This is a genomic window from Symbiopectobacterium purcellii, assembly GCF_019797845.1.
In the GTDB taxonomy this organism is placed as follows: Bacteria; Pseudomonadota; Gammaproteobacteria; order Enterobacterales; family Enterobacteriaceae; genus Symbiopectobacterium; species Symbiopectobacterium purcellii.
This window is the reverse complement of sequence record NZ_CP081864.1, coordinates 4,313,466-4,336,236: the sequence shown is the minus strand read 5'-3', so window position 1 is coordinate 4,336,236 and position 22,771 is coordinate 4,313,466. Positions and strand designations below refer to the sequence as shown.

The following is a 22,771-nucleotide window of genomic DNA, read 5'->3' as shown; positions in this document are numbered from 1 at the left end:
AAATTCCTTATCTTTCTGCGGTATTTAGTGGAGCACCCGTAGTGCAGGCCAGCAACTTTTCTGCGGCGTGAATAACGTCCCGAGCTGGGATACACGAAAGATATTTTTTATTTCTATCGAGATGTTCTCTTTCAGGCATTGCGGTGTAGTCCCCTGCCCACAGAACAATATGGTTATCTGACCAGGGGCTCCATTTACGGTGATCCGTTGGCCCAAACAGACAAACCGTTGGCGTCGCGAGCGCTGCCGCCATATGCATGGGGGCTGAGTCGACGCCGATATAAAGTACGGCTTTGTCGATCAACGCTGCCAGTTCGAGAAAATGCGTTTTACCGGCAAGTGACAGGGTAGGTTTGCATTCGCACAGGGTGTGGATCTCATTCACCACCGCCAAATCTTCGGCACCAGGGCCGCAGGTAAGGACGACCTCTAGCCCTTGCTGTTTCAGATGGTCAATGACCTGCGCAAATTTATCGTTATCCCAGCATTTGAAATACTGTCTGGCCGTCGGCTGAATGACCACATAAGGAGTTGCTGTTAACTCAGGCGCGAGAGCAAAAACGCGTTCAGCATCTTCCGGGCCATAGTGCAGCGACAGCGGCCGTGCCCTGTCTTCCTCTGGCACATCCAGAGGGGCGAGCAAAGAGAAGTTCTGCTCAACGATATGCTGCCCCGTTGGTTCCAGACAGCGGGTGAAACAGGCGCGCCATAGCGACTGCCGGGCTCCTCCTCGTTGGATGGAGAGGCTGTAAGGGCAGTTCAATGATTTAATCAGCAGCGCTATTGGCCATTGGTCGGCCAGATTCACAATCAGGTCATAGCGGTTGCGTTTGAGAGTGTTGCGCATGGTGAGAAAGTCACTGATTTTCTCCATGGCGCCAGCGGTTTTTCTTTTCAAACCGTATAACCGGTGGATATCCGGGTGCCTGGAAAGAATGGGAATGGTGTCCTCGTAGAGCAGCACATCAATAGCAGCCTCTGGGTAGCGCGCTTTTAACGTGCTGATAAGCGGCGTTGTCAGCAGCATATCCCCATGAAAACGCAGCTTTACGATCAAGATCCGGTTATAGGTCAGGGTTTTGAGGCTCACTCGCTTTCCTTCAGTTAACGCACTTAAACCAGAAAATGACCACGCTACCGCCCCTGGCTTTCCAGCTACCAGTGGACTGCGCGCTATTCTCCGGATTGTTATCAGGCGTAACGTAAATAAATACACACGCTCTACTATTTTATATCGCTATGGTACTAAAAGCTGTATGCCTCTCACAGCGATAATTACGTTAGGTTGAGGGGGCGTCTGTGCTGGGGGGACGGGTCCATTTTCCCGTCAGCGTCATGCCAAGGCAGAACGTGATCAGCCATGCCATCAACATATCTCGAGCAAAGAGAATGACATCACTCAAGCCAAACATAAGTAAGGCAAATAACAGCGCAATGGAGAAGTGGCTGCGCAGCACAAAAATCGAAAAATAAGAGAGTGCGACATAAAACAAAATAATCAGTAGTGCGCCGGGCCAGCCTTTCAGTGAAAAAGCCTCAATGACATCGTTATGGAGATGCACGTTCAAGTAGCTCACCGCCCCTTTCATGGCTGGCGTCTGCTGTGCGAGGGCGGTGATATCTTCCGCGCGCTGCTCGGCGGATTGCCCGAACGGTGCAACAAGCCCTGCATCCATGCCGGATTGCACCATGGCAAACCGTGCGCCTACCGAGGTTTGACTGTTGTTCTGGCTGTAGCTGCGCATGTCATTGATCAAATCGTTGGTGCGTTTATGGATCGTGTCGTGGAACAGCGCAACGCAGAGCGTTAGCGTTACGAGGGAGCCCAGTACGCCCTTAAGCAATTTACGGCTACTATGACGCACTTCTGATAACAGGATCATCGCCCCAACCAGTGGATAAACAAAAATGGCCGCCCGTGTCTGGGTCAGGATGATGGCACTGGTTACCAGCAAGAAATGGAGTAAATAGAGGTAATATTTGTAGCGCACAGTAAGCGTGAGTAATGCCTGCGCACTCAAGGCACCGATAAACGTCATAAAATAGGCTGCGCTGGTTGCCGGACCAAAGATCAGGCTTACACGGTGTATATCGTGAAAAACGGACTGAAATAGCGCATAAGCCAGCGTCATTATGCAGACTGCCAGGGAGCCAACTTGCAAGATAGGCTGGTTTTTATGTGGCAAGTGGCATGCGGCTAACAGAATAAATGCACCGAGAATCGCCGCATGCCCGGCGGTGCGATAGGCGGCGTAGACATCGGTAAAAAGTGTGTCGGGTTGATAGTAAAGTGAAAACCAAACGAGGTTGAGGCAGCCCATTAGTAGCAACAACAGAGGCAATATCAACAGCCGTTTTGCGGCTAAGATCGGTTTCACATGGGTAACCACATACAGAGCCGCAGACACCCCGGTCAAATAAAACAGCCATCCGGCGATGATGGTGCTAAACGGCATGACGGCCAGAGTCAGCATGCACCCTGGAAACAGCGTATTTGTAGTTAACGAGGCGCTTACCGCGGGGTATTTTGCCCAGCGGTATCTTAAATCATTCAACATAGCATTGAGTCACGTAGCAAGGGCTATCCCCGTTATCCCGACCATCAGGGATGGCATGAGTGTAGCCCCGGCGCAAACCTTTACGGAAGCGCGTTTTGCACCGGTGTGTGCGGGGAGATCGCGTCGAGAGGCTGTAAGTCTACCAACTCTGACAGCTTTTGCCGGATCGCATCGGCAGAGATAGCGCTCATGTGATGATTTTCAGATTGTTCTACCACCTGATTGAGCCCATACCCACCAATAAGCCCAGGGTCAGTAGGGCCATAGAGTGTGATGTTGGGGCGATCCAATGCCGCCGTCAGGTGACTTAGACCGGTATCGACGGATACCACCGCCTGTGCTTCCGCCAGCACGGCGGCCACCTGCTGCAAACTCAGGCGTGGTAACACGTCGACGTGTGGAAAATCAGCGGCAAGGCGCTGCGCACGCTGGTGTTCATGTTCTGCGCCCCAGGGGAGTTTGATGCGCAATCCTGACGATTGCAGGCTGGCGATCAGGGCGAGCCAGTGAGATTCGGGCCAATGTTTTTCATCACGGGTGGTGGCGTGCAGAAATACCAGATAGCGTCCGGCATCTTCCGACGGTGCTGTCAGAAAATGCTGGGCAATACCGTAGTCCCCTCGCTCACTGGGCTTGCGATAGCTCAGGCTGGCCGCGAAAAGTTCACGAATGCGCTCGACTGCGTGTTGCTGGCGTGCAATGCGGTGCTGATAGTTATAGAAAATACTGGCCAGCGGCTCACGCGCGCTGCTGCTGTCTAAACCATGCTTTTTCCCACGCGCGAGACGTGTGACTAACAGTGCACTTTTCAGCAAGCCCTGAGCGTCAATGACCGCATCGTACTGGCGTTCTCGCAGTTGTTGCTTAAATTGCGCGCGTTCACGCCGTGTTTCTGCGCTGAACCAGCTTTTACGCCAACGGCGGATGGCAACCGGGATCACACGGTCAACGGCGACGTGCCAGGTAGGGATCTGGGCAAACCCTTCTTCCACCACCCAGTCGAACTGCAAATTGGGGATGATGCGCATGGCGTCCGTCAAGGCAGGCAGCGTGTGCAAGACATCGCCCATGGAAGAGGTTTTAACGATCAGCACCCGCATTAGCGATGTTCCTGTGTCTGGAGGTAAGGCGTCAAGGCTTCCAACACGCGCTCGGGTTGAATATCAATCAGGCTTTGGTGATATCCCTGCTCACCATCGCCTTTACGCACGCGATGATAGCCGGTAATCAAGCGGATAACGTTGGCCTGATGTGACAACGGTGGTGTGAAATCCGGACTGCTGGGGCCGTAGAGTGCCACCAGAGGGCGGTTTAGCGCGGCGGCCACGTGCATTAATCCGGAGTCATTGCTGACCACAGCGTGGCAGGCGGCGATCAGCACCACGGCTTGATCCAGTGATGTTTTGCCTGCCAGATTGGTGCAAAAGGCGCGCAGCGGTTCGGGTAACGTATCGCGTATCGCTTCTCCCGCCTCGTTATCCTTGGCTGAGCCGAACAGTACAACCTGATGACCGCGTTCGATCAGCGTTTGTGCCAGACTGGCATAGTGATAGTGCGGCCAGCGCTTGGCGGGACCAAATTCAGCGCCGGGGCAGAAACCAATAAGTGAGCGCTCACTTACTAAATCAAACGCGGGGAGCACGGCGTCGATTTCTGCCTGTGCAACCTGTAGCTGCGGCCATAACAGCGGCTGCGGAAGATCTTCAGCACGGTGAATCTGGTCGCGTGGATAGGCCAGAGCGACATAGCGCTGCACCATCAGGGGAAACGCGGTTTTGTCCAATATCCGCACATCGTTCAGTAAGCCATAACGCATTTCGCCGCGCCAACCGGTGCGCGTTGGCACCTTCGCAAAGAAAGGCACCAGCGCGGATTTAAACGAGTTCGGCAGCACATAGGCACGATCGTAACCTTGCTCACGCAACGACACCCCTAAACGCCTACGTTCACCCAGCGCCAGCGCCCCGTGACCAAGCGGCATTGCCAGCGCCTGACGGATTTCCGGCATCCGGTCCAACAGCGGACGGCACCAGGCTGGCGCCATGACATCAATCTGTGCATCCGGATACTGTGCTTTGAGCGAACGATACAGGCTGTGGGACATCATCATGTCACCCACCCACGATGGGCCAATCACCAGGATTTTCATAGCGTTTATCTTTTATGTTCTGTTGCTTGGCGGCCAGAAAAATGCCATCGAAGGATGCCATCCAGTGCCTGCTGCTTACCGGGAACGTGCGGCCATACCGGCGTGCGGCCGCACATTGTTGTGGCGTTTACGCGGAGCGGTTCAGCCAGGTCAGGTAGTCGCTGACACCTTCAGCTACCGTTTTAAAGGGCTTGTCATAGCCCGCTGCGCGCAGTTTGGTCAAATCGGCTTGCGTGAAGGCCTGATAACGGCCTTTCAGTTTTTCAGGGAAAGGAATGTATTCCACCTGACCTTTCTGGTGGAAATCCAACACGGCATCGGCGACAGCCTGGAACGACTCAGGACGGCCCGTACCGCAGTTGAAAATACCGGAAACACCGTGCTGCCAGAACCACAGGTTAACCGCAGCCACATCACCAACATAGATAAAGTCACGTTGGAAATTTTCACTGCCGGAGAACAGTTTCGGATTTTCGCCCTGATTGATCTGATTATTCAGATGAAACGCGACGCTTGCCATGCTGCCTTTGTGCCCTTCGCGCGGACCGTAGACGTTAAAGTAGCGGAAGCCGCAAATCTGCGAGTCTGCTTGCGGCAGAATGTCGCGCACGTACTGGTCGAACAGGAATTTGGAATAGCCGTAAACGTTCAGCGGCTGTTCGTATTGACGTTCTTCAATAAAATCGCTGGTGCGCCCACCATACGTGGCGGCGGAAGAGGCATACAGGAACGGGATGCTACGTTCCAGACAATAGTGCAGCACCTCTTTCGAGTACTGATAGTTATTGTCCATCATGTACTTGCCGTCCCACTCCGTGGTGGAGGAGCATGCACCTTCATGGAAGATGGCATCGATATCGCCCAGATCGTCGCCTGCAACGATACTGGCGATGAAGTCTTCCTTGTCCATGTAATCGGTAATGTCCAGATCGACCAGATTGACAAACTTGGTGCCGTCTTTCAGGTTATCCACCACCAAAATGTCTCGATAACCGATGTCATTTAATGATTTAACAATATTGCTGCCGATAAAGCCGGCTCCGCCTGTGACGATGATCATGGGAGTAACCCTTGTAAATCTCGTGGGTGAAGCACCACGCTCCACACTATTTATGACTGCTATCATAACATTTCGTTGCACGACAGACAGTACACCATTTTGCGCTGCCGCAAGGTTTTACCGAGGCGGTGTTGTGGCATGTCGTGACCCGGCTGGCATTTTTCAGATTCTGTGGCGTTATCTGTCACCGTAATAAACAGGATTGATTAAGCTGTGTACGGGCTTACACAAAGGAGTGACATCATGCCTGCATCGTTTTATCAGCGTCTCTCCGCGCAACTGATGGCGGCACGAACCGACGGTCTGTTTAAAGAAGAAAGGATTATCACTACTGCGCAACGTGCGGATATCGAGGTGGCCGACGGCGGCCCTTTGCTGAATTTCTGCGCCAACAACTATCTGGGGCTGGCTGACCACCCAACCCTGATTGCGGCAGCGAAAGCGGGGTTGGACAGCCACGGCTTCGGCATGGCGTCCGTGCGTTTTATTTGCGGCACGCAAGATATCCATAAAACGCTGGAGCATAAGCTGGCGGATTTCCTCGGCATGGAAGATGCCATCCTCTACTCCTCCTGTTTTGACGCTAACGGTGGCCTGTTCGAAACCCTGCTGGGCGATGACGATGCCATTATCTCCGATGCGCTGAATCACGCCTCGATCATTGATGGTGTCCGGTTGTGCAAAGCGCGTCGCTATCGCTATGACAATAACGACATGCAGCAACTGGAAGCGCAGTTGCAAAAGGCAAAAGCGGAAGGCGCTCGCACGCTGATGGTGGCAACCGACGGCGTCTTTTCAATGGATGGTGTGATCGCCAACCTGAAAGGCATTTGCGATGTGGCAGAGCGTTATGGTGCGCTGGTGATGGTGGATGACTCGCATGCGGTGGGATTTGTTGGCAAGCAGGGGCGAGGTTCTCATGAATACTGCGATGTCATGGGGCGCGTCGATATTCTGACCGGTACGTTGGGCAAAGCGCTGGGCGGGGCGTCCGGTGGCTATGTTGCTGCGCGTAAACCGGTGATTGATTGGTTGCGCCAACGCTCCCGTCCTTACCTGTTTTCCAACTCGCTGGCCCCGGCAATTGTCACGGCGTCCATTGCCGTGTTGGATTTGCTGGCACAGGGTGATGCACTGCGTGAGCAACTGTGGAAAAACGCCGCGCTGTTCCGTCAGCGCATGACGGCTGCTGGATTTATGCTGGCAGGTTCCGATCACGCCATAATCCCGGTGATGCTGGGTGATGCGCGGCTGGCGCAAGATTTTGCGCTGGCCATGCAGCGTGAAGGCGTGTACGTCACCGGCTTCTTCTATCCCGTGGTGCCGCAAGGGCAAGCGCGCATTCGCACGCAGATGTCGGCCGCGCACACCACAGAGCAGATAGAACATGCCGTGGCCGCCTTTATTCGGGTTGGGAAACGCCTTGGTGTCGTCAGCTAACGGAGGGAAACGCATGAAAGCACTCGCCAAACTGAAGTCGGAACCCGGTATCTGGATGATGGATGCGCCGTTGCCAGAGGTGGGTCACAACGACATCATGATCAAGATCCGCAAAACGGCGATTTGCGGTACGGATGTGCATATTTACAACTGGGATAGCTGGTCGCAAAGGACCATCCCCGTTCCTATGATCGTCGGGCATGAATATGTGGGTGAAATCGTCGCCATTGGTCAGGAGGTCAGTGGTTTTCTGATCGGCGATCGCGTGGCAGGAGAGGGGCATATCACCTGCGGTTTTTGCCGTAATTGCCGCGCGGGGCGGCGTCACCTTTGCCGTAACACTATCGGCGTTGGTGTGAATCGCCCCGGTGCCTTTGCCGAATATCTGGTGATCCCGGCGTTTAATGCGTTCCCTATCCCCGATGGGATCTCTGATGAGTTGGCCGCTATTTTCGACCCTTTTGGCAATGCCGTGCACACCGCGTTGTCGTTCGATATGGTCGGTGAAGATGTGCTGATCTCTGGTGCTGGGCCCATCGGCATTATGGCGGCAGCGATATGCCGCCACGTGGGGGCACGCCATGTGGTGATCACCGACGTCAATGAATATCGACTGGAACTGGCGCGCAAAATGGGTGTTACGCGTGCGGTGAATGTGGCGCAAGAGACGCTGGCGGATGTCATGTTGTCGCTGGGGATGCGTGAAGGGTTTGATGTGGGTCTGGAAATGTCCGGTGCGCCAGCCGCGATGCACGCGTTGTTGCATGCCATGAACCACGGCGGACGGGTCGCGCTGCTTGGTATCCCGCCGGAGCCGATGATGGTTGATTGGAGCGAAGTGATTTTCAAAGGGCTGACAATCAAAGGAATCTACGGGCGGGAGATGTTCGAGACCTGGTACAAAATGGCGTCATTAATCCAATCGGGCCTCGATTTAACGCCGATTATCACTCATCACTTTCCAATAGATGACTTTCAGCAGGGCTTTGATGTGATGCGCTCTGGGCAATCCGGCAAGGTGATTTTGCACTGGGATTAACGGCATCATAGCGCGCCCCGAGGCCAGGGCGCGCGACACATTTATTTTTCCCTGGATGTCACCCAGGTGTGCCAGCGCTGCTCAATAAACTGCACCGGCGCACTGTCACGTAAGCTCTCCCCAATCAGTTTCAAGAAGACCTCGTTACCCACCGGTGGTAATGGCTGCTTAATGGTACACAACTGCGGTTTGCGGAACGGTTTACGTGCCGGTTGCGCTGGGCGAGGTTCGTAAGGCAGCGTCTGGTAGTGAACCGGCTCATTCAACAACTGACTGGGGCGCACCAGAACGATATCGGTATCCAGCGTGGGCAACATCTGTTGCAGTACTTTGATGGTCGCAGGGTGCGGGTGCCCGATGGCAATGGCGGAACCGGTACGGCGTGCCAGTTGCACTGCCCGATTGAACTGGGTGCGAATATCCGCCTCATTCTGGGTATCGTCTAAAAAGACCTTACGCTTGATAACCTTGACGTGCGTGCCGGCAGCAGCCGGAATGGATTGGCTGCTGCCGATGGTCATGCTGTCAAGAAAGTAGAGCTGATAAGCGTTGAGCGCCTGCATCACCTTTTGCATGCCCGGCAGGCTGGAGGTCATGGCGCTGCCCATATGATTATTTAACCCGACCGCGTAAGGGACGTTATTAACCGCCTGACGGATAATACGTTCGATCTCTTCACTGCTCATCTCCGGGCGCAGCGTGTCTTTTTCGAGTGGCTGCTTTCCCATCGGCGCCATCGGCAGGTGGATCAATATCTCGCGACCTTGCTGGTGAGCCTTTACTGCCATGTCACGGGCATAGGGCGCGTTCGGTAACACCGCAATGGAGATGGCGGTTGGCATCGCCAGTATCTGGTTTTCGTTGTGGGGCCGATAGCCGAAATCATCAATCACGATCGACAGCTTTCCTGCCATCGCCCATGAACTCAATGCCAATAACAAGGTGAAGAGAAGCGGACGGCGTACTTTTCGTAACATCGGTATCAGCAAAATGGTTTTCCTGTTATTTCCCTAACCACGGTTGTGGGTTGACTGCCTGACCTTGACGGCGGATTTCAAAATAGAGTGCCGGCTGGCTTTGACCGCCGCTGGTGCCTACCAGTGCGATCGGTTGTCCGGCTTTCACCTGTGCGCCAACCGACACCAGTGCGCTCTGGTTATAGCCATAGAGGCTCATGTCTCCCTTGCCGTGCTGCAACACCACAACCAGTCCATAGCCTTGCAGCCAATCCGCCATCAGCACCGTGCCATCGGCAATGGCTTTGACATCGGTGCCCTCTGGTGCGGCGATCACCAATCCTTTCCAGCGCAATTCGCCCTGCAATGGCTCGCCAAAACGGTGTTCAACCCGTCCTCTCACGGGCCAGATAGCCTGACCTGCGGGTTGGCCCAACCCGCCAGTGCGCGCCATAAGTGAACGCTCACTTTCTGAAGGTTGGTAACGGCTGCCGCTGCGTTTGGCCTGTTCTTCACGCTCACGCACCTTGGCCGCCTCGCGCGCTTCGCGTTCGGCTCGCGCTTTGGCTTCGCGTTCAGCGCGGGCAATCTGGTCACGCAGGCGTGTTTCATTCTGTCGTAATTCTGTCAGTTGCTGCTGATCTTTTTCCAGCGAACTTTCCAGGGTGGAGAGGGTTTGTTTACGTTCGCCCCGCGCTTGCTCTAACGCCTTTTGCTGCGTCTGCTGCTCGGCGAGCAGCGTTTTCTGCGTGGCTTGCTTCTGCTCTACCTGCCGTTTCTGCGCGGCGAGCTCGGTGCGGGTGTGTTGCAACTCAGCGATGTTTTGCTGACGCGCTTCATTCAGGTAACCAAAGTAGGCCAAAATGCGCTCGCTGCGCTGGCTCTCTTCGCCGCTGAGAATCAGTTGCAAGCCGTTGTGTTGACCCTGACGAAAAGCCGCGTCTAATTGGCGTGCCAGCAACGCTTCCTGCTGCTTGCTTTGGCTTTCAAGTTTGGTGATGGAGGCCGCCAGCGCTTTAAGCTCTTCGCTCAGTGTGGCAAGCGTTCCCGTGGTGTCACGCAGTTGATGACTGGCCCGGGCGATGGATTGTTCTTGCTGTTGCAACTGGCTGAGCAGCGTGCTGCGCTGCTGTTTCTGCTCTTGAACGCGTTTTTCCTTCTCCGCGATATCCTGTTGCAGCGTCTTGAGCTGTTGCTGATTATCGGCACCGAGCCCGAGCGTCGGCCACGCAAAAGCCCCAACGCAAACCGCGCTGATATATAGCGCGAGCAGCGCATGCAGCGGCGATTTGCCTGAGCGTGAATCCTGAGCTGGCACTTTGCATGGTACTCGGGGCGAGACCACTGACGCTTTCTTATTCATAACGAGGGATTATTTCACGATGGGCAGCCCCTGACCAGTCATCCTACCGCGCTTTTCTCTTTCCGGTAATGAACGAACATATTGCAGAGGTGCGCATCTTGGGTAAGGTTTACACAGGATGAACTGCATCAAGCATAGATAAAAAGGGTGTATTACGCATAAAATGGCACAACCGTTAGCGGCGGTCGCTACGATTTTTCTGATTCATGCCACAGATAGAGTTACAGTTTAGCGGCTTACTGGTTGTTACAGGCTGTAATTGCTGTACCGTATAGGTATACTCAGAAACCTTGATTTTTGTTGATTAACTGATTCGGGAGCTGTTACCCCCCATGCAAGAGATTATGTCGTTCGTAAGCAGGCATCCGATTATGAGTATCGGCTGGGTTGCACTGTTGGTTGCCGTTATTGTCATGACCGTGAAAAGTAAGCTTTCCAAGGTGAAAGAAATCGCGCGTGGCGAAGCCATTCAACTTATCAATAAAGAAGAAGCGGTTATCGTTGATTTGCGCAACCGTGATGATTTCCGTCGTGGCCACATTGCCAACGCCATCAACCTGCTGCCTAACGACATCAAGAATGGCAGTCTGGGCGAGTTGGAGAAGCACAAAGCGCGCCCTGTGATTGTCGTTTGTGTGAACGGTATCAGCTCACGTGAGTCCGCCGACCATTTATTAAAAGCCGGTTTTGAACGCGTGTCTGTTCTGAAAGATGGCCTGTCCGGCTGGAGCGGTGAAAATCTTCCGCTGGTGCAGGGCAAATAAGCGCGATGGCTCAAGCCGAATGTCTTTAAAGCATGCCGTAAAGGTATGCTAGGTTGTAACCAGGCGCAGGTTCCCTGCGCGCATTGTTCGATTTTAAATGCACACATTGGCGTCCGCAGCCATACTGTGAATGCGGCGCATTAAAAACGTTAACATTAAAGGTATTAGCCAACATGTCCGAACAAAACTCCGCCGAAATGACTTTTCAGATTCAACGTATTTACACCAAGGATGTCTCTTTTGAAGCACCGAACGCCCCTCAGGTATTTCAACAAGATTGGCAACCGGAAGTTAAACTGGATCTGGATACGGCGTCCAGCCAACTGGCGGAAGACGTGTATGAAGTTGTGCTGCGCGTAACGGTAACCTCGACGCTGGGCGAAAATACCGCATTCCTATGTGAAGTTCAGCAAGCGGGTATTTTCACCGTTGGCGGTCTGGAAGGCACGCAACTGGCACATTGCCTGGGCGCTTACTGCCCGAACATTCTGTTCCCGTACGCGCGTGAATGTGTGACCAGCATGGTGACACGCGGTACATTCCCGCAGTTGAATCTGGCGCCGGTGAACTTCGATGCGCTGTTCATGAACTATCTGCAACAGCAAACGGAAGGGCAGCCCGCAGAAGGTGAAAACGGCGCGCCGCGCCTGGATGCCTGATGAGCACAGCGAATGCTTCCATGACAGTGATCGGTGCCGGTTCGTACGGCACCGCTCTGGCGATTACGCTAGCCCGCAATGGTCACTCTGTGGTGCTGTGGGGACACGATCCTGCGCACATCCAGACGTTGCAGGCCGCCCGGTGTAATCAGGCGTTCCTGCCGGATGTGCCTTTCCCCGATACCCTGCACCTCGAGTCTGATTTAGCGCAGGCGCTGGCGGCAAGTCGCGATATTTTGGTGGTGGTGCCGAGCCATGTGTTTGGTGACGTGCTGCGTCAGTTAAAACCGCTGCTGCGTGCCGATGCGCGCTTGGTGTGGGCGACAAAAGGGCTGGAGGCAGAAACCGGACGCTTGTTGCAAGATGTGGCGCGGGAAGCATTAGGTGAAGAGATTCCTCTGGCGGTGATTTCTGGCCCGACGTTCGCAAAAGAACTCGCGGCGGGATTACCCACCGCTATTGCGCTGGCCGCGACAGACAAAACGTTTTCTGACGATCTGCAAACGTTGCTGCACTGTGGCAAGAGTTTTCGCGTCTACAGTAACCCCGATCTTATCGGTGTTCAGCTTGGCGGCGCGGTAAAAAATGTGATTGCTATTGGTGCTGGCATGTCCGATGGCATTGGCTTTGGTGCCAATGCGAGCACGGCGCTCATCACGCGTGGGCTAGCGGAAATGACGCGGCTTGGCGTGGCGCTCGGGGCTGACCCCGCCACGTTTATGGGAATGGCTGGGTTGGGCGATCTGGTATTGACCTGTACCGATAACCAATCCCGTAACCGCCGCTTTGGCATGATGCTGGGGCAGGGGCTGGATGTACACAGCGCTCAGGACCAGATTGGTCAGGTGGTGGAAGGTTATCGCAATACCAAAGAGGTGCTGGCGTTGGCGCAGCGTCATGGGGTAGAAATGCCCATCAGTGAACAACTGTGGCAGGTTTTATACTGTGGCAAGGCCGCGCGCGAAGCGGCGCTTACCCTGCTTGGTAGAACGCGCAAAGACGAAAGCGAGCGCGAATAATATAACGTTATCCTTGAGGCCAACGGTGACGCTGGTCTTCTGGCGTTTTTTGGCTTTTATATCGTATGCTGGCGGCTACGCGAGTCTTTGGCGAGCGTGATGGGCGATAACAATAAATGCAACGTGTCAGCGCATCGCAATGAACGGTGCGGCAGGGGAGTGAAGCAATGTCGACTGATGAATTGGAATTGGTGTGGGCAAATATCAAAGCAGAAGGCCGGTCGCTGGCTGATTGCGAACCGATGTTGGCCAGCTTTTTTCATGCCACATTGCTGAAACATGAAAATCTGGGCAGCGCATTGAGTTATATGCTGGCGAACAAGTTGGCAAATTCCATCATGCCCGCGATTGCCATTCGCGAAGTGGTGGAAGAAGCCTACCGTGCCGACCCGCAGATGATTCTGTCGGCCGCGTGCGATATTCGCGCGGTATGTCAGCGTGACCCGGCAGTGGATAAATACTCTACGCCGCTACTTTATCTGAAAGGATTTCATGCGCTTCAGGCCTACCGCATTGGTCATTGGCTCTGGTATCAGGGGCGTAAAGCGCTGGCCATTTATTTTCAGAACCAGATTTCGGTGTCGTTTGGCGTCGATATCCACCCGGCTGCGACCATTGGCTGTGGGATCATGCTCGATCATGCCACCGGCATTGTGATCGGCGAGACGGCGGTGGTGGAAAATGACGTGTCTATCCTGCAATCTGTCACTTTGGGTGGGACCGGGAAAACCAGCGGTGATCGCCATCCCAAGATCCGTGAAGGGGTCATGATCGGCGCAGGTGCCAAGATCCTCGGCAACATTGAAGTTGGGCGCGGCGCAAAAATTGGTGCGGGCTCCGTGGTGTTGCAACCGATTCCGGCACATACCACGGCGGCGGGTGTACCAGCGCGCATTGTGGGGCGTCCGGAAAGCGACAAACCCGCGATGGACATGGATCAATACTTCAACGGCATCAATCGGGGATTTGAGTACGGCGATGGGATTTGAGTTTTCCTCTCGCAGGCAATTTTTCAAATGATTATCCCTACATCTATCGCATATTATCGGAATATTCAGCTGATCTAGGGCCTGTTGACAATCATCGCCAAGAACCTGTTTTTTTGTAAAAGAATCTGTTTACATTCTGTCTTTTTTGGAAAAGCAGAATGCCAAGATTGATGCTCAGTGATGACCAATACGAACGGATTAGCCCGTTTTTGCCGGGAAAGGATTCGGATCCGGGACGAACAGCAGCAGATAATCGGCTTTTTGTCGAAGCGGTTTTATGGATCGCCCGAACTGGAAGCCCATGGAGAGATTTACCACCCGATTTCGGACTCTGGAACAGTGTGTACAAACGCTTTGCCAGATGGTCACGGGCAGAAATATGGCATTCCGTTTTTGCTGAACTTGCGGGCGATGCCGATTTCGAGGAAATCTTCATCGACAGCACTATCGTACGGGTTCATCAGCATGCAGCGGGCGCTCCCAAAAAAACGGTGACCAGTCGATTGGTCGTTCTCGCGGGGGATTGACAACCAAGATTCACGCTCTGGTTGATGGGCTGGGCATGCTTGCCCGTTTTAGTTTGACTGGTGGTCAAAAGAGCGACACCAGAGAAGCATTGCCTTTACTTGGTGAATTGAAACCTTCAAGCTTGGCTGCAGACAAAGCCTACGATACGAATGTGATTCTACAATATCTGGAGTCGGTAGGCATTCAGGCTGTCATCCCCAGCAAAGAGAATCGCCGTGAGCAACGCCCACTGGACAAACATCTTTACGCTTCACGCAATTTGATCGAACGTTTCTTTTGCCGTATCAAGCAATTTCGACGCGTAGCTACACGCTTCGACAAACTCTCAAAACGCTTCGCATCATTCGTTGCGCTCGCTGCTGCATTCGTCTGGCTGTGTTAATTGTCAACAGCCCCTAGGGGGGCAGACGAAAAATCACGTTAATTATGGGCGTGAGTCGTCGTGATTGACCGTCAGGGAAACGATGGCCTTACGCACAAGTATCTATGCTTTTGTACCGACGCAGTTGCAAGAGCAAGTCCTGTTTACTTCTATGCATATCCCACTCCATTGAAACCTTTAAGCTGGCCAGCCTCGTTCACTGGCCAGCGTTTCAGTTAATTTATGCTACCGAAGGCCCATCGCTTTCAAACGACTGGTATTGCTCATAATCCTGGTGCTGTTGCGTCTCATAGACTTCAACCTCCCGATCAAGGGGCTGTCCCTCCCAAGCAACCCGTTCTCCCGATCTCATCTCTGTTTGACCATTAGCAAGTTTTTGCTCCCATTTTACCGTCTCTTTACCCATGTTCGTAAGGCTTACACGCTCACCGATTTCAAGGGCCTGTACAGCACTTTCAAGAGTGACGCGGCTTTGTTGAATAAATCAGAACTTGTGACTACAGCTCCCCTAGCAGATCGATTGTTATGCGATCCGGATGCTGTTCGGCATGCCTAACAGCGTCATTTTGTTAAGCGCTTTGACCATCGCCATTGCCTCACCTACCTGCGCATCATAGTCACGTAGACTTAGATGATCGCCCAGAAGCGTTTTGAACCGGAATATCGCTGTTTCAGCCACTGAGCGTCTATGATAGCCCACTTTCTTTTTCCAGACATCGTTACTGCCGCTTAGACGCTGATCCGCAACCGCGTGATTACGCTCATGGTATCGGTCTGGCCAATATTGCGCACCACGTCGTGGAGGAATAAGAGGCTTTATCCTCTTCCTCAGCAGCACATCATGACAGTAGCGGGTATCGTAAGCGCCGTCAGCCGACGCTTCCCTGATTTTCCGGTGGGTCTGGTTTATCAGGCCCGGTAGAGCCTGAGCATCAGTCGTGCCGCTGAGTGACAAATCAGCACAGATAATTTCATGCGTCACACTGTCTGTGGCCAGATGCAGCTTACGCCACACCCGCCGTCTTTCTGCACCATGCTGCCGGACTTTCCATTCGCCTTCGCCAAAGACCTTCAGGCCGGTTGCGTCAATGACCAGATGGGAGATTTCACCACGGGTCGGCGTTTTTATGCTGATTTTAACGGTCTTTGCTCGCTTGCTGAGCAGCGAGTAGTCTGGGCATCTTAGCGGCAGCCCCATCAGTTTAAAAATGGAGTCAACGAAGCCCTGTAAAGCCCTTAGCGAAAGGCCAAACACGCGTTTCATCATCAGAACAGTGGTGATAGCCATATCTGAGTAGTGACGCGGCCGGCCACGCCGTTCAGGCGTTGTTTTCTCCGTCCATGCAGAAACGGACGACTCATCCAGCCATATTGTCAGAGACCCGCGCAGCTTGAGAGCTTTGTTGTACGTAGACCAGTTGGTGATTTTAAATTTTTGCTTTGCCATGGGGTGCAGATGTTGAAATGACGGTAGTGATCTGAGCAGATGCTCACCTAAAAGTTCTATTTATTCAACAAAGCCGAGTGACGCCCCAAACCACTTTTTCTTTTCCATTATTTCCCTGAAGCTTGACGTAATAACTGTCGTCGCGCTCTCCTTCGGGCTTTGTCATATCAGGCTTAAAGTTGTAAGGAGCGCTCCCATGTTCCAGCAACACGCCTTCATGTTTGATATGAGTTGGTTTATCTGCAGCTGTAGCGTTGGATTGCACGGCCACCGGCTGAGCGGCTATCCGTTCACGAATGCGGACCTCAATTTCCCCGCTGATTTTAGCCCGGACATCCTCATACTGTTCGGGCGTAGCGTTCCACTCACGCTGCTTCTGCTCATCACTCATATACAGGCGGCGCATTGCCGGGTCCGAAAGTATTCGTTGCACTTCAGCGTCAGCAGTTGGTAACGGATGGGCACTAAAAGACTGTCCTTCACGCTCAATGGCCAACTCATTTTTACGCTCAACCAGGCGGCGATTCATTTCTTTATCGGTGAAGTGAATATCTAGCCCTTTTTGTGCCACAACCTCTATAGGGCTTTGTTGAATAAATAGAACTTTTAGGTGAGCATCTGCTCAGATCACTACCGTCATTTCAACATCTGCACCCCATGGCAAAGCAAAAATTTAAAATCACCAACTGGTCTACGTACAACAAAGCTCTCAAGCTGCGCGGGTCTCTGACAATATGGCTGGATGAGTCGTCCGTTTCTGCATGGACGGAGAAAACAACGCCTGAACGGCGTGGCCGGCCGCGTCACTACTCAGATATGGCTATCACCACTGTTCTGATGATGAAACGCGTGTTTGGCCTTTCGCTAAGGGCTTTACAGGGCTTCGTTGACTCCATTTTTAAACTGATGGGGCTGCCGCTAAGATGCCCAGACTACTCGCTGCTCAGCAAGCGAGCAAAGACCGTTAAAATCAGCATAAAAACGCCGACCCGTGGTGAAATCTCCCATCTGGTCATTGACGCAACCGGCCTGAAGGTCTTTGGCGAAGGCGAATGGAAAGTCCGGCAGCATGGTGCAGAAAGACGGCGGGTGTGGCGTAAGCTGCATCTGGCCACAGACAGTGTGACGCATGAAATTATCTGTGCTGATTTGTCACTCAGCGGCACGACTGATGCTCAGGCTCTACCGGGCCTGATAAACCAGACCCACCGGAAAATCAGGGAAGCGTCGGCTGACGGCGCTTACGATACCCGCTACTGTCATGATGTGCTGCTGAGGAAGAGGATAAAGCCTCTTATTCCTCCACGACGTGGTGCGCAATATTGGCCAGACCGATACCATGAGCGTAATCACGCGGTTGCGGATCAGCGTCTAAGCGGCAGTAACGATGTCTGGAAAAAGAAAGTGGGCTATCATAGACGCTCAGTGGCTGAAACAGCGATATTCCGGTTCAAAACGCTTCTGGGCGATCATCTAAGTCTACGTGACTATGATGCGCAGGTAGGTGAGGCAATGGCGATGGTCAAAGCGCTTAACAAAATGACGCTGTTAGGCATGCCGAACAGCATCCGGATCGCATAACAATCGATCTGCTAGGGGAGCTGTAGTCACAAGTTCTGATTTATTCAACAAAGCCCCTCTATAGCAGTGTTTTTGAATGTTTCCGTACCTTTAACCGTCAACGTACTGCCGAATTTCTCCTTTGCCAGCTCAAGTGCAACAGCTACTGCAGATTCATTCAGCCCATGCTTACTTACTGCAATGGTTTTACCTGTATCGATAAATAATGTTTTATGGGAGGTGTTATCGAGATAATGAACGTTGTCGCTTAACTTTGACTTGCGTGTATAAAGATCTGCAGCCGTAATAATACGCACCTTTTCACGTAGGCTACGCTCGCCTAGATCATGCTCAAGTTGCTGACTAAGCTTGCGGAAACGCTCTTTTGCATCCTGTGGCCCCCGCTCAGCTTCTTCTGCTCCGCTGACTGTATTCCGGTACTTAGTTTCCGGCTTTATTTTACTCTTGATATTTTCACTGCTCATTACATAGTCCTCGTGCTGGTTGTTGCCTTGCGGCTGTTTTATAAGCAGATGTGCTTTGAGCCGTTCAAACGTGAGAACGGATAGAAATTGAGTTTTATCTCTGTTACTCAGCCGCTTATCGCTAATGATTGCGCGTCGAGTTTCAAAATATTTCTGGTCAGCCCGATAGAGAGCACTTCGCTGTGGGCTGGAAAGTTCGGTTTGCTCCTGACGCCGCTGCAAGCAGGCGGCTACATAGGAAGCATTTTTAGGTGGTTTGGGCATTAGGCGCTTAATGAGCCGCACCTGGGTTCGCTTGGTCGTTGATGTATTAGATGGTTCGCTGAAAAGCCTGATCGAGTTGCGTTCAACCGCGCTTACATCGGCGCTCTTGCGTGGGTTTCGTGCATAAACAGGAATGCCTAGCTGTTTATTTCCTGGTCCTGATCCTCCTCTGATTGAGAAATTTGAGTCACTTCTGCCCAATTCTGGAACGCCGGTGTATCTATATGATTCGATACTTCCTCTGTCGTTTGGGTATGCGTCGGCGGTGTATCTTGTGGGACTGGGGTTGGTGTCAACTTCTGTTGTCTCTTCTCTTCCCGGAGGCGCGCCCTCTCGGCTTTCACTGCCAGCTCCTGTGCCTTCTCGTCCTTCCGCTGTTGTTGTTTCTGTTCGCGATCCTGCTTGTCCCTCGCCGCCTTCTCTTCGCGTTCCTGTCTGCGATTCTCCCTCTGAATAGCCCGTATCTCTTTCTCTAGTTTCTCCTGGTCCTTCCTGCGTTCCCTGTCGTCTTTGTCTGACTGCTTCTGTTCCTTCTCGATCCGCTTCTGTTCCGCTTGTTCCTCCGACATATAAATCAGATCGCAGTCTATGATTTCCTCCTGCTGCTGGCTGCTCCACGTAAACACATGCATTACCCGGCAGAAACACCGCGCCTGTGGTGCCTCTGGTTTCCCTGTCAGTTGCCACATCGCTGCGGGACATACCTTGCAAGCTATGGGTAGCCCCGGCATGTTGTCCTCTTCGAGTTTCAGTAGAACTTCGCTCGTAACTGCCCGACCACTCGGAAGGGTGTAACTCATGTTGACCTCCAAATTTTTCGTAAAACCGTAATTGTTCGACTCCAAGTATTTTTATTTTTTCATTTAGGTCGGAATGACTGTAATAGTCATTTCTAAACGATTTACTTGCTTTTGCAACGTATTTAATTTCTTTAGAGCGCATTGGCCACTCATGCAGACGGTCAGAAATAACATGTTTGGCTAAAGGTGGTTTAGCGAGTTTTCTATCCATTATAAAACTATCGTGAAAGATGGTTTCTTTTAGGTTTGTAAACTTCTCATCCCCTGGCAGTTTGACAGCAATATATTCGTCTTCCTTTCCCTGATTACGAATCCTGATTTCGCCATACTTAGATACGGCGCTGTAAAAACCCTGACGCGTCCTTATGTCAGAATCGATAACTTCCTTGACCAAACTCTGCTTAAACTCACGATTCTTCCCTCTAAAATCATCACCCTTATATCTTGATAGAACATCTGCTGAATTATAAGGATTTACACGAACGTGTTCACGCGGTGACGCAAGGGTATATTTTTGATTAATGTACTCCTGAAATGCTTCAAGATATTTTTCTGTGCTATCATGATCTCCAATGATATCATTCACTCTTCCCGATAGAAGATTAACCTTAGGGACAACTATATGTATATGAGGTTTTCTTTCAATTTTCTCTCCGGTTCTTTTATCATACACCTCTTTTAATTTTGGTAGATGAGCCTCGGCATAAAAGTTGTATTCCTCTTCCTCGTATGCATACATAATGAACTCACGAAACTCTTTAGTGATCGATTGCATAACATGGTTAGGAATCTCATCCTCTCTGAATGAAAGAGTAAATGTGGTATAACGATTTTGTCCTCTATCAGTAATCGATTTGTAAACTCTATCCGTAAGATTTAAATCTCCTTCTAAAACCACACGTTCATCAAGTTCATCCCTAGAATAATCCCTGCCGTTTTTTACGCCTTCTTCCAGATACTCCTTTACACCTGAGTTATATCCACTAACTCTTATCAGCATCGTCAACACCTCTTAATAAAAGAGTTCGAATATCTATAAGAGCATTAAGAATTCGGCCATAAAGACTGTCAGACATTCTATTCTCAAGATGTGCTGAATTTGCTTTGTGAGCTATTTGGTTGAGATTATTGCTGGCTTTATTGTAGTAAAATATCAAAGACTGCATATCTTTGACGACTACGTTGATTTCAGCTTTACGATTAATAACTACGTCGCGGAAATATTCAGACTTAGACATACCAGCTTCAGCAATCATTTGCTCCAGCTTTTCGAAATCTTCATTAGAAACGCGACAAGTGAGAACTCTGTCTTTGGTTTTTTTAGCCGACATAAATAAGCCCTGATAATCAACGAAGTTTCAGCCCGCGCAGCGGGGGTTTCAAAGGGGGGGCCCCCTTTGGCGCGTCGGTTGTATACGGGATGGCTTGCCATCTCGTATACAATCGGGAACGTGCCCTTGTCTCATTGGGCAGCGGTTTTCATCACACACAATGCACCATTATGCAAATACCAAATCATACAAACACCATCACTATTCATACACATTTCATCACTAGCAGTTGACACACACATAAATCACCTACATTTCACACATCAACTAGCAAACGGGGGCATTGATGGATGATTTTATAAAGCAAAAGCTGAGCGGCCTGCTCGATCTGCTTAGGAATCCCGGCATAAAGAGCAAGCAAGCAGCTTTTAACGCTTACTATGGCGACCTGACTCAGGTAAAGGAGATAGTCTCCTGGGAGAAAATCGTAGAGGTCATGAAGCAGGAAACTGGCATTACATTTGATGCTCGTACCGCGTCAAATATGTACGGCAGAACCCGCCGAAAAATTGAACTCACTGAAAATAAAATAGCGAAGAAAAATAGTATTACCAGCGCTGATAAAGTTCAGGAAGCAGGTAAAGAAGATAAACAAAACATCGCGACGCAGAAGAAAGTCAGTAATCCAGGCGATCTCAGAAAGTTGCGTAATCGCCCCATTGATTTAGATGACCTTAAAGATGGAGATTAAAATGATCATTGCTATTCTTAACTGGACCGGTACTGTAGGTAAAACAACATTGGCTGCTCATCTGTTTGCTCCGCGCATGGATAACGCACCTATATTTGCAATCGAGTCAATCAACGAAACGGCAGCTTCGTTAGGTATTGATGTTGAAAAGATGAAAGGAAATAAATTCCGCGAACTCTTCAAAAAAATGATGCTTCAAGAAAATGCTATTATCGACGTTGGCGCATCAAACATCGAAGAATTTATGAGTAACATGGTTAAATTCGATGATTCCCACGAAGAAATTGATTATTTCATCATACCTGTAACAAGTGGAACCAAAGAACAAAAGGAAACAATCTCTATGGTTGATACCCTTGCACAAATTGGCATCCCAACCGATAAAATTCGCGTCGTGTTTAACCGTGTATCAGCAGACGTTACGGATGAATTTCCGTATGTAATGAGATTTTGCAAAAAAGAAAAAAACTTTATAGCAAACCCTAAATGTGCTATTTGGGAAACAGAACTCTTCGATGCGCTTTCAGTAAAAGGGTTGACAATCAATACTATTCTTAACGATTCAAATGATTATAAAGCGATGCTTCGTACCAACCGTGAAGCCTCTGAGAAAGAAAGAAATCAGTGGGCTGACATGCACGGTTTAAAAGCACTGTCAAAAAGCGTTAAACGTAATCTTGATGAAGTATATGAATCACTTTTCGCATAATAGGTTAAACTATGCTCACTGACAATCCTAGAACCGCCCGTGATGCCCTTATTATCGAGCTATTAGGTGATATAGGCGCAGTACATGACGAAATTAAGAAGATTCCTGCAAATTTGAAAGGCTCCCTTCGGGAGTCTTTAGAGCTGATCGCTAATGCAGTAGAAGAGGCGGAAAAAACCTCGCAATCCCTTCAGCAAGAGACTCAAAGCAGCTTGAAAGCTGTCTCTGAAATGCAGGTTGAAAAGCTTAACAAAGAGACTAGCGCTGTAATTGAAGAGTTATTTTCTAAAGCAATCAGCAATGAAATTCGCAAAACTGAGAGATTTGCACTCAACCTGCAGGAAACGCTGCAAAGGTTTCCTTCATACTTTGGCAATCAGTATAAAAAGCTGTGCTACTTAATGGCAGCAATCACGATACTGGTTATCTTAGCTTGTGGCTTCGGTATGACTACTTTATATCTTCAATCAAAAAGTTGGGAACAGAGAAGCGTTGGCATATTTAACGCTTATCAGGAGCAGCAAAACATTATCATGACGCTGCCCGATAATGAGCGTAACAAGTTTAGAAAATGATTA

General features: G+C 51.1%; 22 protein-coding genes. 11 read left to right on the top strand and 11 right to left on the bottom strand.

Going from position 1 to position 22,771, the window contains the following annotated elements:
- Window positions 1-7: 7 nt before the first annotated feature.
- From rfaQ to rfaD, 5 genes are all read right to left on the bottom strand, one after another.
- A complete protein-coding gene (gene rfaQ / locus K6K13_RS20175) occupies window positions 8-1,090 on the bottom strand; it encodes a lipopolysaccharide core heptosyltransferase RfaQ (protein ID WP_222158558.1) in 1,083 nt (360 codons plus the stop codon).
- 190 nt (window positions 1,091-1,280) lie between these two features.
- Window positions 1,281-2,474, bottom strand: a complete 1,194-nt coding sequence (locus K6K13_RS20170; protein ID WP_252120362.1) for an O-antigen ligase family protein — start codon at window positions 2,472-2,474, stop codon at window positions 1,281-1,283.
- Between the two features lie 164 nt (window positions 2,475-2,638).
- Window positions 2,639-3,658 carry a lipopolysaccharide heptosyltransferase RfaC gene (gene rfaC, locus K6K13_RS20165; protein ID WP_222158556.1) on the bottom strand — a complete coding sequence of 340 codons (1,020 nt, stop codon included), beginning with the start codon at window positions 3,656-3,658 and terminating at the stop codon, window positions 2,639-2,641.
- On the bottom strand, window positions 3,658-4,707 hold the full coding sequence (gene rfaF / locus K6K13_RS20160) for an ADP-heptose--LPS heptosyltransferase RfaF (RefSeq protein ID WP_222158555.1): 1,050 nt from the start codon (window positions 4,705-4,707) through the stop codon (window positions 3,658-3,660). The genes rfaC and rfaF overlap by 1 nt, the downstream gene beginning before the upstream one ends.
- 127 nt (window positions 4,708-4,834) lie before the next feature.
- Entirely contained in the window at window positions 4,835-5,767 is a 933-nt protein-coding gene (rfaD, locus tag K6K13_RS20155; RefSeq protein ID WP_222158554.1) for an ADP-glyceromanno-heptose 6-epimerase, read from the bottom strand.
- A 243-nt stretch (window positions 5,768-6,010) separates the two neighbouring features.
- Between rfaD and K6K13_RS20150 the strand changes: the two genes are divergently transcribed.
- Both K6K13_RS20150 and tdh read left to right on the top strand, forming a co-directional pair.
- Window positions 6,011-7,207 carry a glycine C-acetyltransferase gene (locus K6K13_RS20150; protein ID WP_222158553.1) on the top strand — a complete coding sequence of 399 codons (1,197 nt, stop codon included), beginning with the start codon at window positions 6,011-6,013 and terminating at the stop codon, window positions 7,205-7,207.
- A gap of 13 nt (window positions 7,208-7,220) precedes the next feature.
- Complete coding sequence (tdh, locus tag K6K13_RS20145; RefSeq protein WP_222158552.1) at window positions 7,221-8,246, top strand: L-threonine 3-dehydrogenase; 1,026 nt, start codon at window positions 7,221-7,223, stop codon at window positions 8,244-8,246.
- A gap of 41 nt (window positions 8,247-8,287) precedes the next feature.
- On the opposite strand, the gene K6K13_RS20140 is transcribed toward tdh, so the two are convergent.
- Both K6K13_RS20140 and envC read right to left on the bottom strand, forming a co-directional pair.
- Complete coding sequence (locus K6K13_RS20140) at window positions 8,288-9,223, bottom strand: divergent polysaccharide deacetylase family protein (protein ID WP_222161198.1); 936 nt, start codon at window positions 9,221-9,223, stop codon at window positions 8,288-8,290.
- Window positions 9,224-9,248: 25 nt separating this feature from the next.
- Window positions 9,249-10,565 carry a murein hydrolase activator EnvC gene (gene envC / locus K6K13_RS20135; RefSeq protein WP_222158551.1) on the bottom strand — a complete coding sequence of 439 codons (1,317 nt, stop codon included), beginning with the start codon at window positions 10,563-10,565 and terminating at the stop codon, window positions 9,249-9,251.
- A 332-nt stretch (window positions 10,566-10,897) separates the two neighbouring features.
- Between envC and K6K13_RS20130 the strand changes: the two genes are divergently transcribed.
- The 5 genes from K6K13_RS20130 to K6K13_RS20110 all read left to right on the top strand — a co-directional run bounded on the left by K6K13_RS20130 (window position 10,898) and on the right by K6K13_RS20110 (window position 14,906).
- Complete coding sequence (locus tag K6K13_RS20130) at window positions 10,898-11,329, top strand: rhodanese-like domain-containing protein (RefSeq protein ID WP_222158550.1); 432 nt, start codon at window positions 10,898-10,900, stop codon at window positions 11,327-11,329.
- A 173-nt stretch (window positions 11,330-11,502) separates the two neighbouring features.
- A complete protein-coding gene (gene secB, locus K6K13_RS20125) occupies window positions 11,503-11,988 on the top strand; it encodes a protein-export chaperone SecB (RefSeq protein ID WP_195316073.1) in 486 nt (161 codons plus the stop codon).
- Window positions 11,988-13,007 (top strand): NAD(P)H-dependent glycerol-3-phosphate dehydrogenase, encoded by a 1,020-nt coding sequence (gene gpsA, locus K6K13_RS20120; RefSeq protein ID WP_222158549.1) that lies wholly within the window; start codon window positions 11,988-11,990, stop codon window positions 13,005-13,007. Before secB ends, gpsA begins: the two co-directional genes overlap by 1 nt.
- A 167-nt stretch (window positions 13,008-13,174) precedes the next feature.
- Window positions 13,175-13,996, top strand: coding sequence for a serine O-acetyltransferase (gene cysE / locus K6K13_RS20115; RefSeq protein ID WP_222158548.1), 822 nt, complete (start codon window positions 13,175-13,177; stop codon window positions 13,994-13,996).
- Between the two features lie 158 nt (window positions 13,997-14,154).
- A protein-coding gene (locus tag K6K13_RS20110; protein ID WP_252120266.1) for an IS5 family transposase occupies window positions 14,155-14,906 on the top strand; the annotation gives its coding sequence in 2 pieces (ribosomal slippage) (window positions 14,155-14,488 and window positions 14,488-14,906; 753 coding nt in all).
- A 523-nt stretch (window positions 14,907-15,429) separates the two neighbouring features.
- Here the strand turns inward: K6K13_RS20110 and K6K13_RS20105 are convergent.
- Window positions 15,430-16,353 (bottom strand): IS5 family transposase, encoded by a 924-nt coding sequence (locus K6K13_RS20105; RefSeq protein ID WP_222157231.1) that lies wholly within the window; start codon window positions 16,351-16,353, stop codon window positions 15,430-15,432.
- A gap of 64 nt (window positions 16,354-16,417) precedes the next feature.
- On the bottom strand, window positions 16,418-16,924 hold the full coding sequence (locus K6K13_RS20100) for a hypothetical protein (RefSeq protein WP_222158547.1): 507 nt from the start codon (window positions 16,922-16,924) through the stop codon (window positions 16,418-16,420).
- Window positions 16,925-17,010: 86 nt separating this feature from the next.
- Between K6K13_RS20100 and K6K13_RS20095 the strand changes: the two genes are divergently transcribed.
- On the top strand, window positions 17,011-17,934 hold the full coding sequence (locus K6K13_RS20095; protein WP_222157231.1) for an IS5 family transposase: 924 nt from the start codon (window positions 17,011-17,013) through the stop codon (window positions 17,932-17,934).
- Window positions 17,935-17,978: 44 nt separating this feature from the next.
- On the opposite strand, the gene K6K13_RS20090 is transcribed toward K6K13_RS20095, so the two are convergent.
- Entirely contained in the window at window positions 17,979-20,462 is a 2,484-nt protein-coding gene (locus K6K13_RS20090) for an LPD7 domain-containing protein (protein ID WP_222158546.1), read from the bottom strand.
- Window positions 20,446-20,793, bottom strand: coding sequence for a plasmid mobilization protein (locus K6K13_RS20085; RefSeq protein WP_222158545.1), 348 nt, complete (start codon window positions 20,791-20,793; stop codon window positions 20,446-20,448). The genes K6K13_RS20090 and K6K13_RS20085 overlap by 17 nt, the downstream gene beginning before the upstream one ends.
- A gap of 286 nt (window positions 20,794-21,079) precedes the next feature.
- Here K6K13_RS20085 and K6K13_RS20080 point away from each other — a divergent pair, with 286 nt between their 5' ends.
- From K6K13_RS20080 to K6K13_RS20070, 3 genes are read left to right on the top strand one after another with little or no spacing between them, the layout of a single operon-like run.
- Window positions 21,080-21,484 carry a hypothetical protein gene (locus K6K13_RS20080; RefSeq protein ID WP_222158544.1) on the top strand — a complete coding sequence of 135 codons (405 nt, stop codon included), beginning with the start codon at window positions 21,080-21,082 and terminating at the stop codon, window positions 21,482-21,484.
- A gap of 1 nt (window position 21,485) precedes the next feature.
- On the top strand, window positions 21,486-22,193 hold the full coding sequence (gene stbB / locus K6K13_RS20075) for a StbB family protein (protein WP_222158543.1): 708 nt from the start codon (window positions 21,486-21,488) through the stop codon (window positions 22,191-22,193).
- A gap of 11 nt (window positions 22,194-22,204) precedes the next feature.
- Window positions 22,205-22,768: a hypothetical protein gene (locus K6K13_RS20070; protein ID WP_222158542.1), complete on the top strand. Its 564-nt coding sequence runs from the start codon at window positions 22,205-22,207 to the stop codon at window positions 22,766-22,768.
- Window positions 22,769-22,771 lie beyond the last annotated feature (3 nt).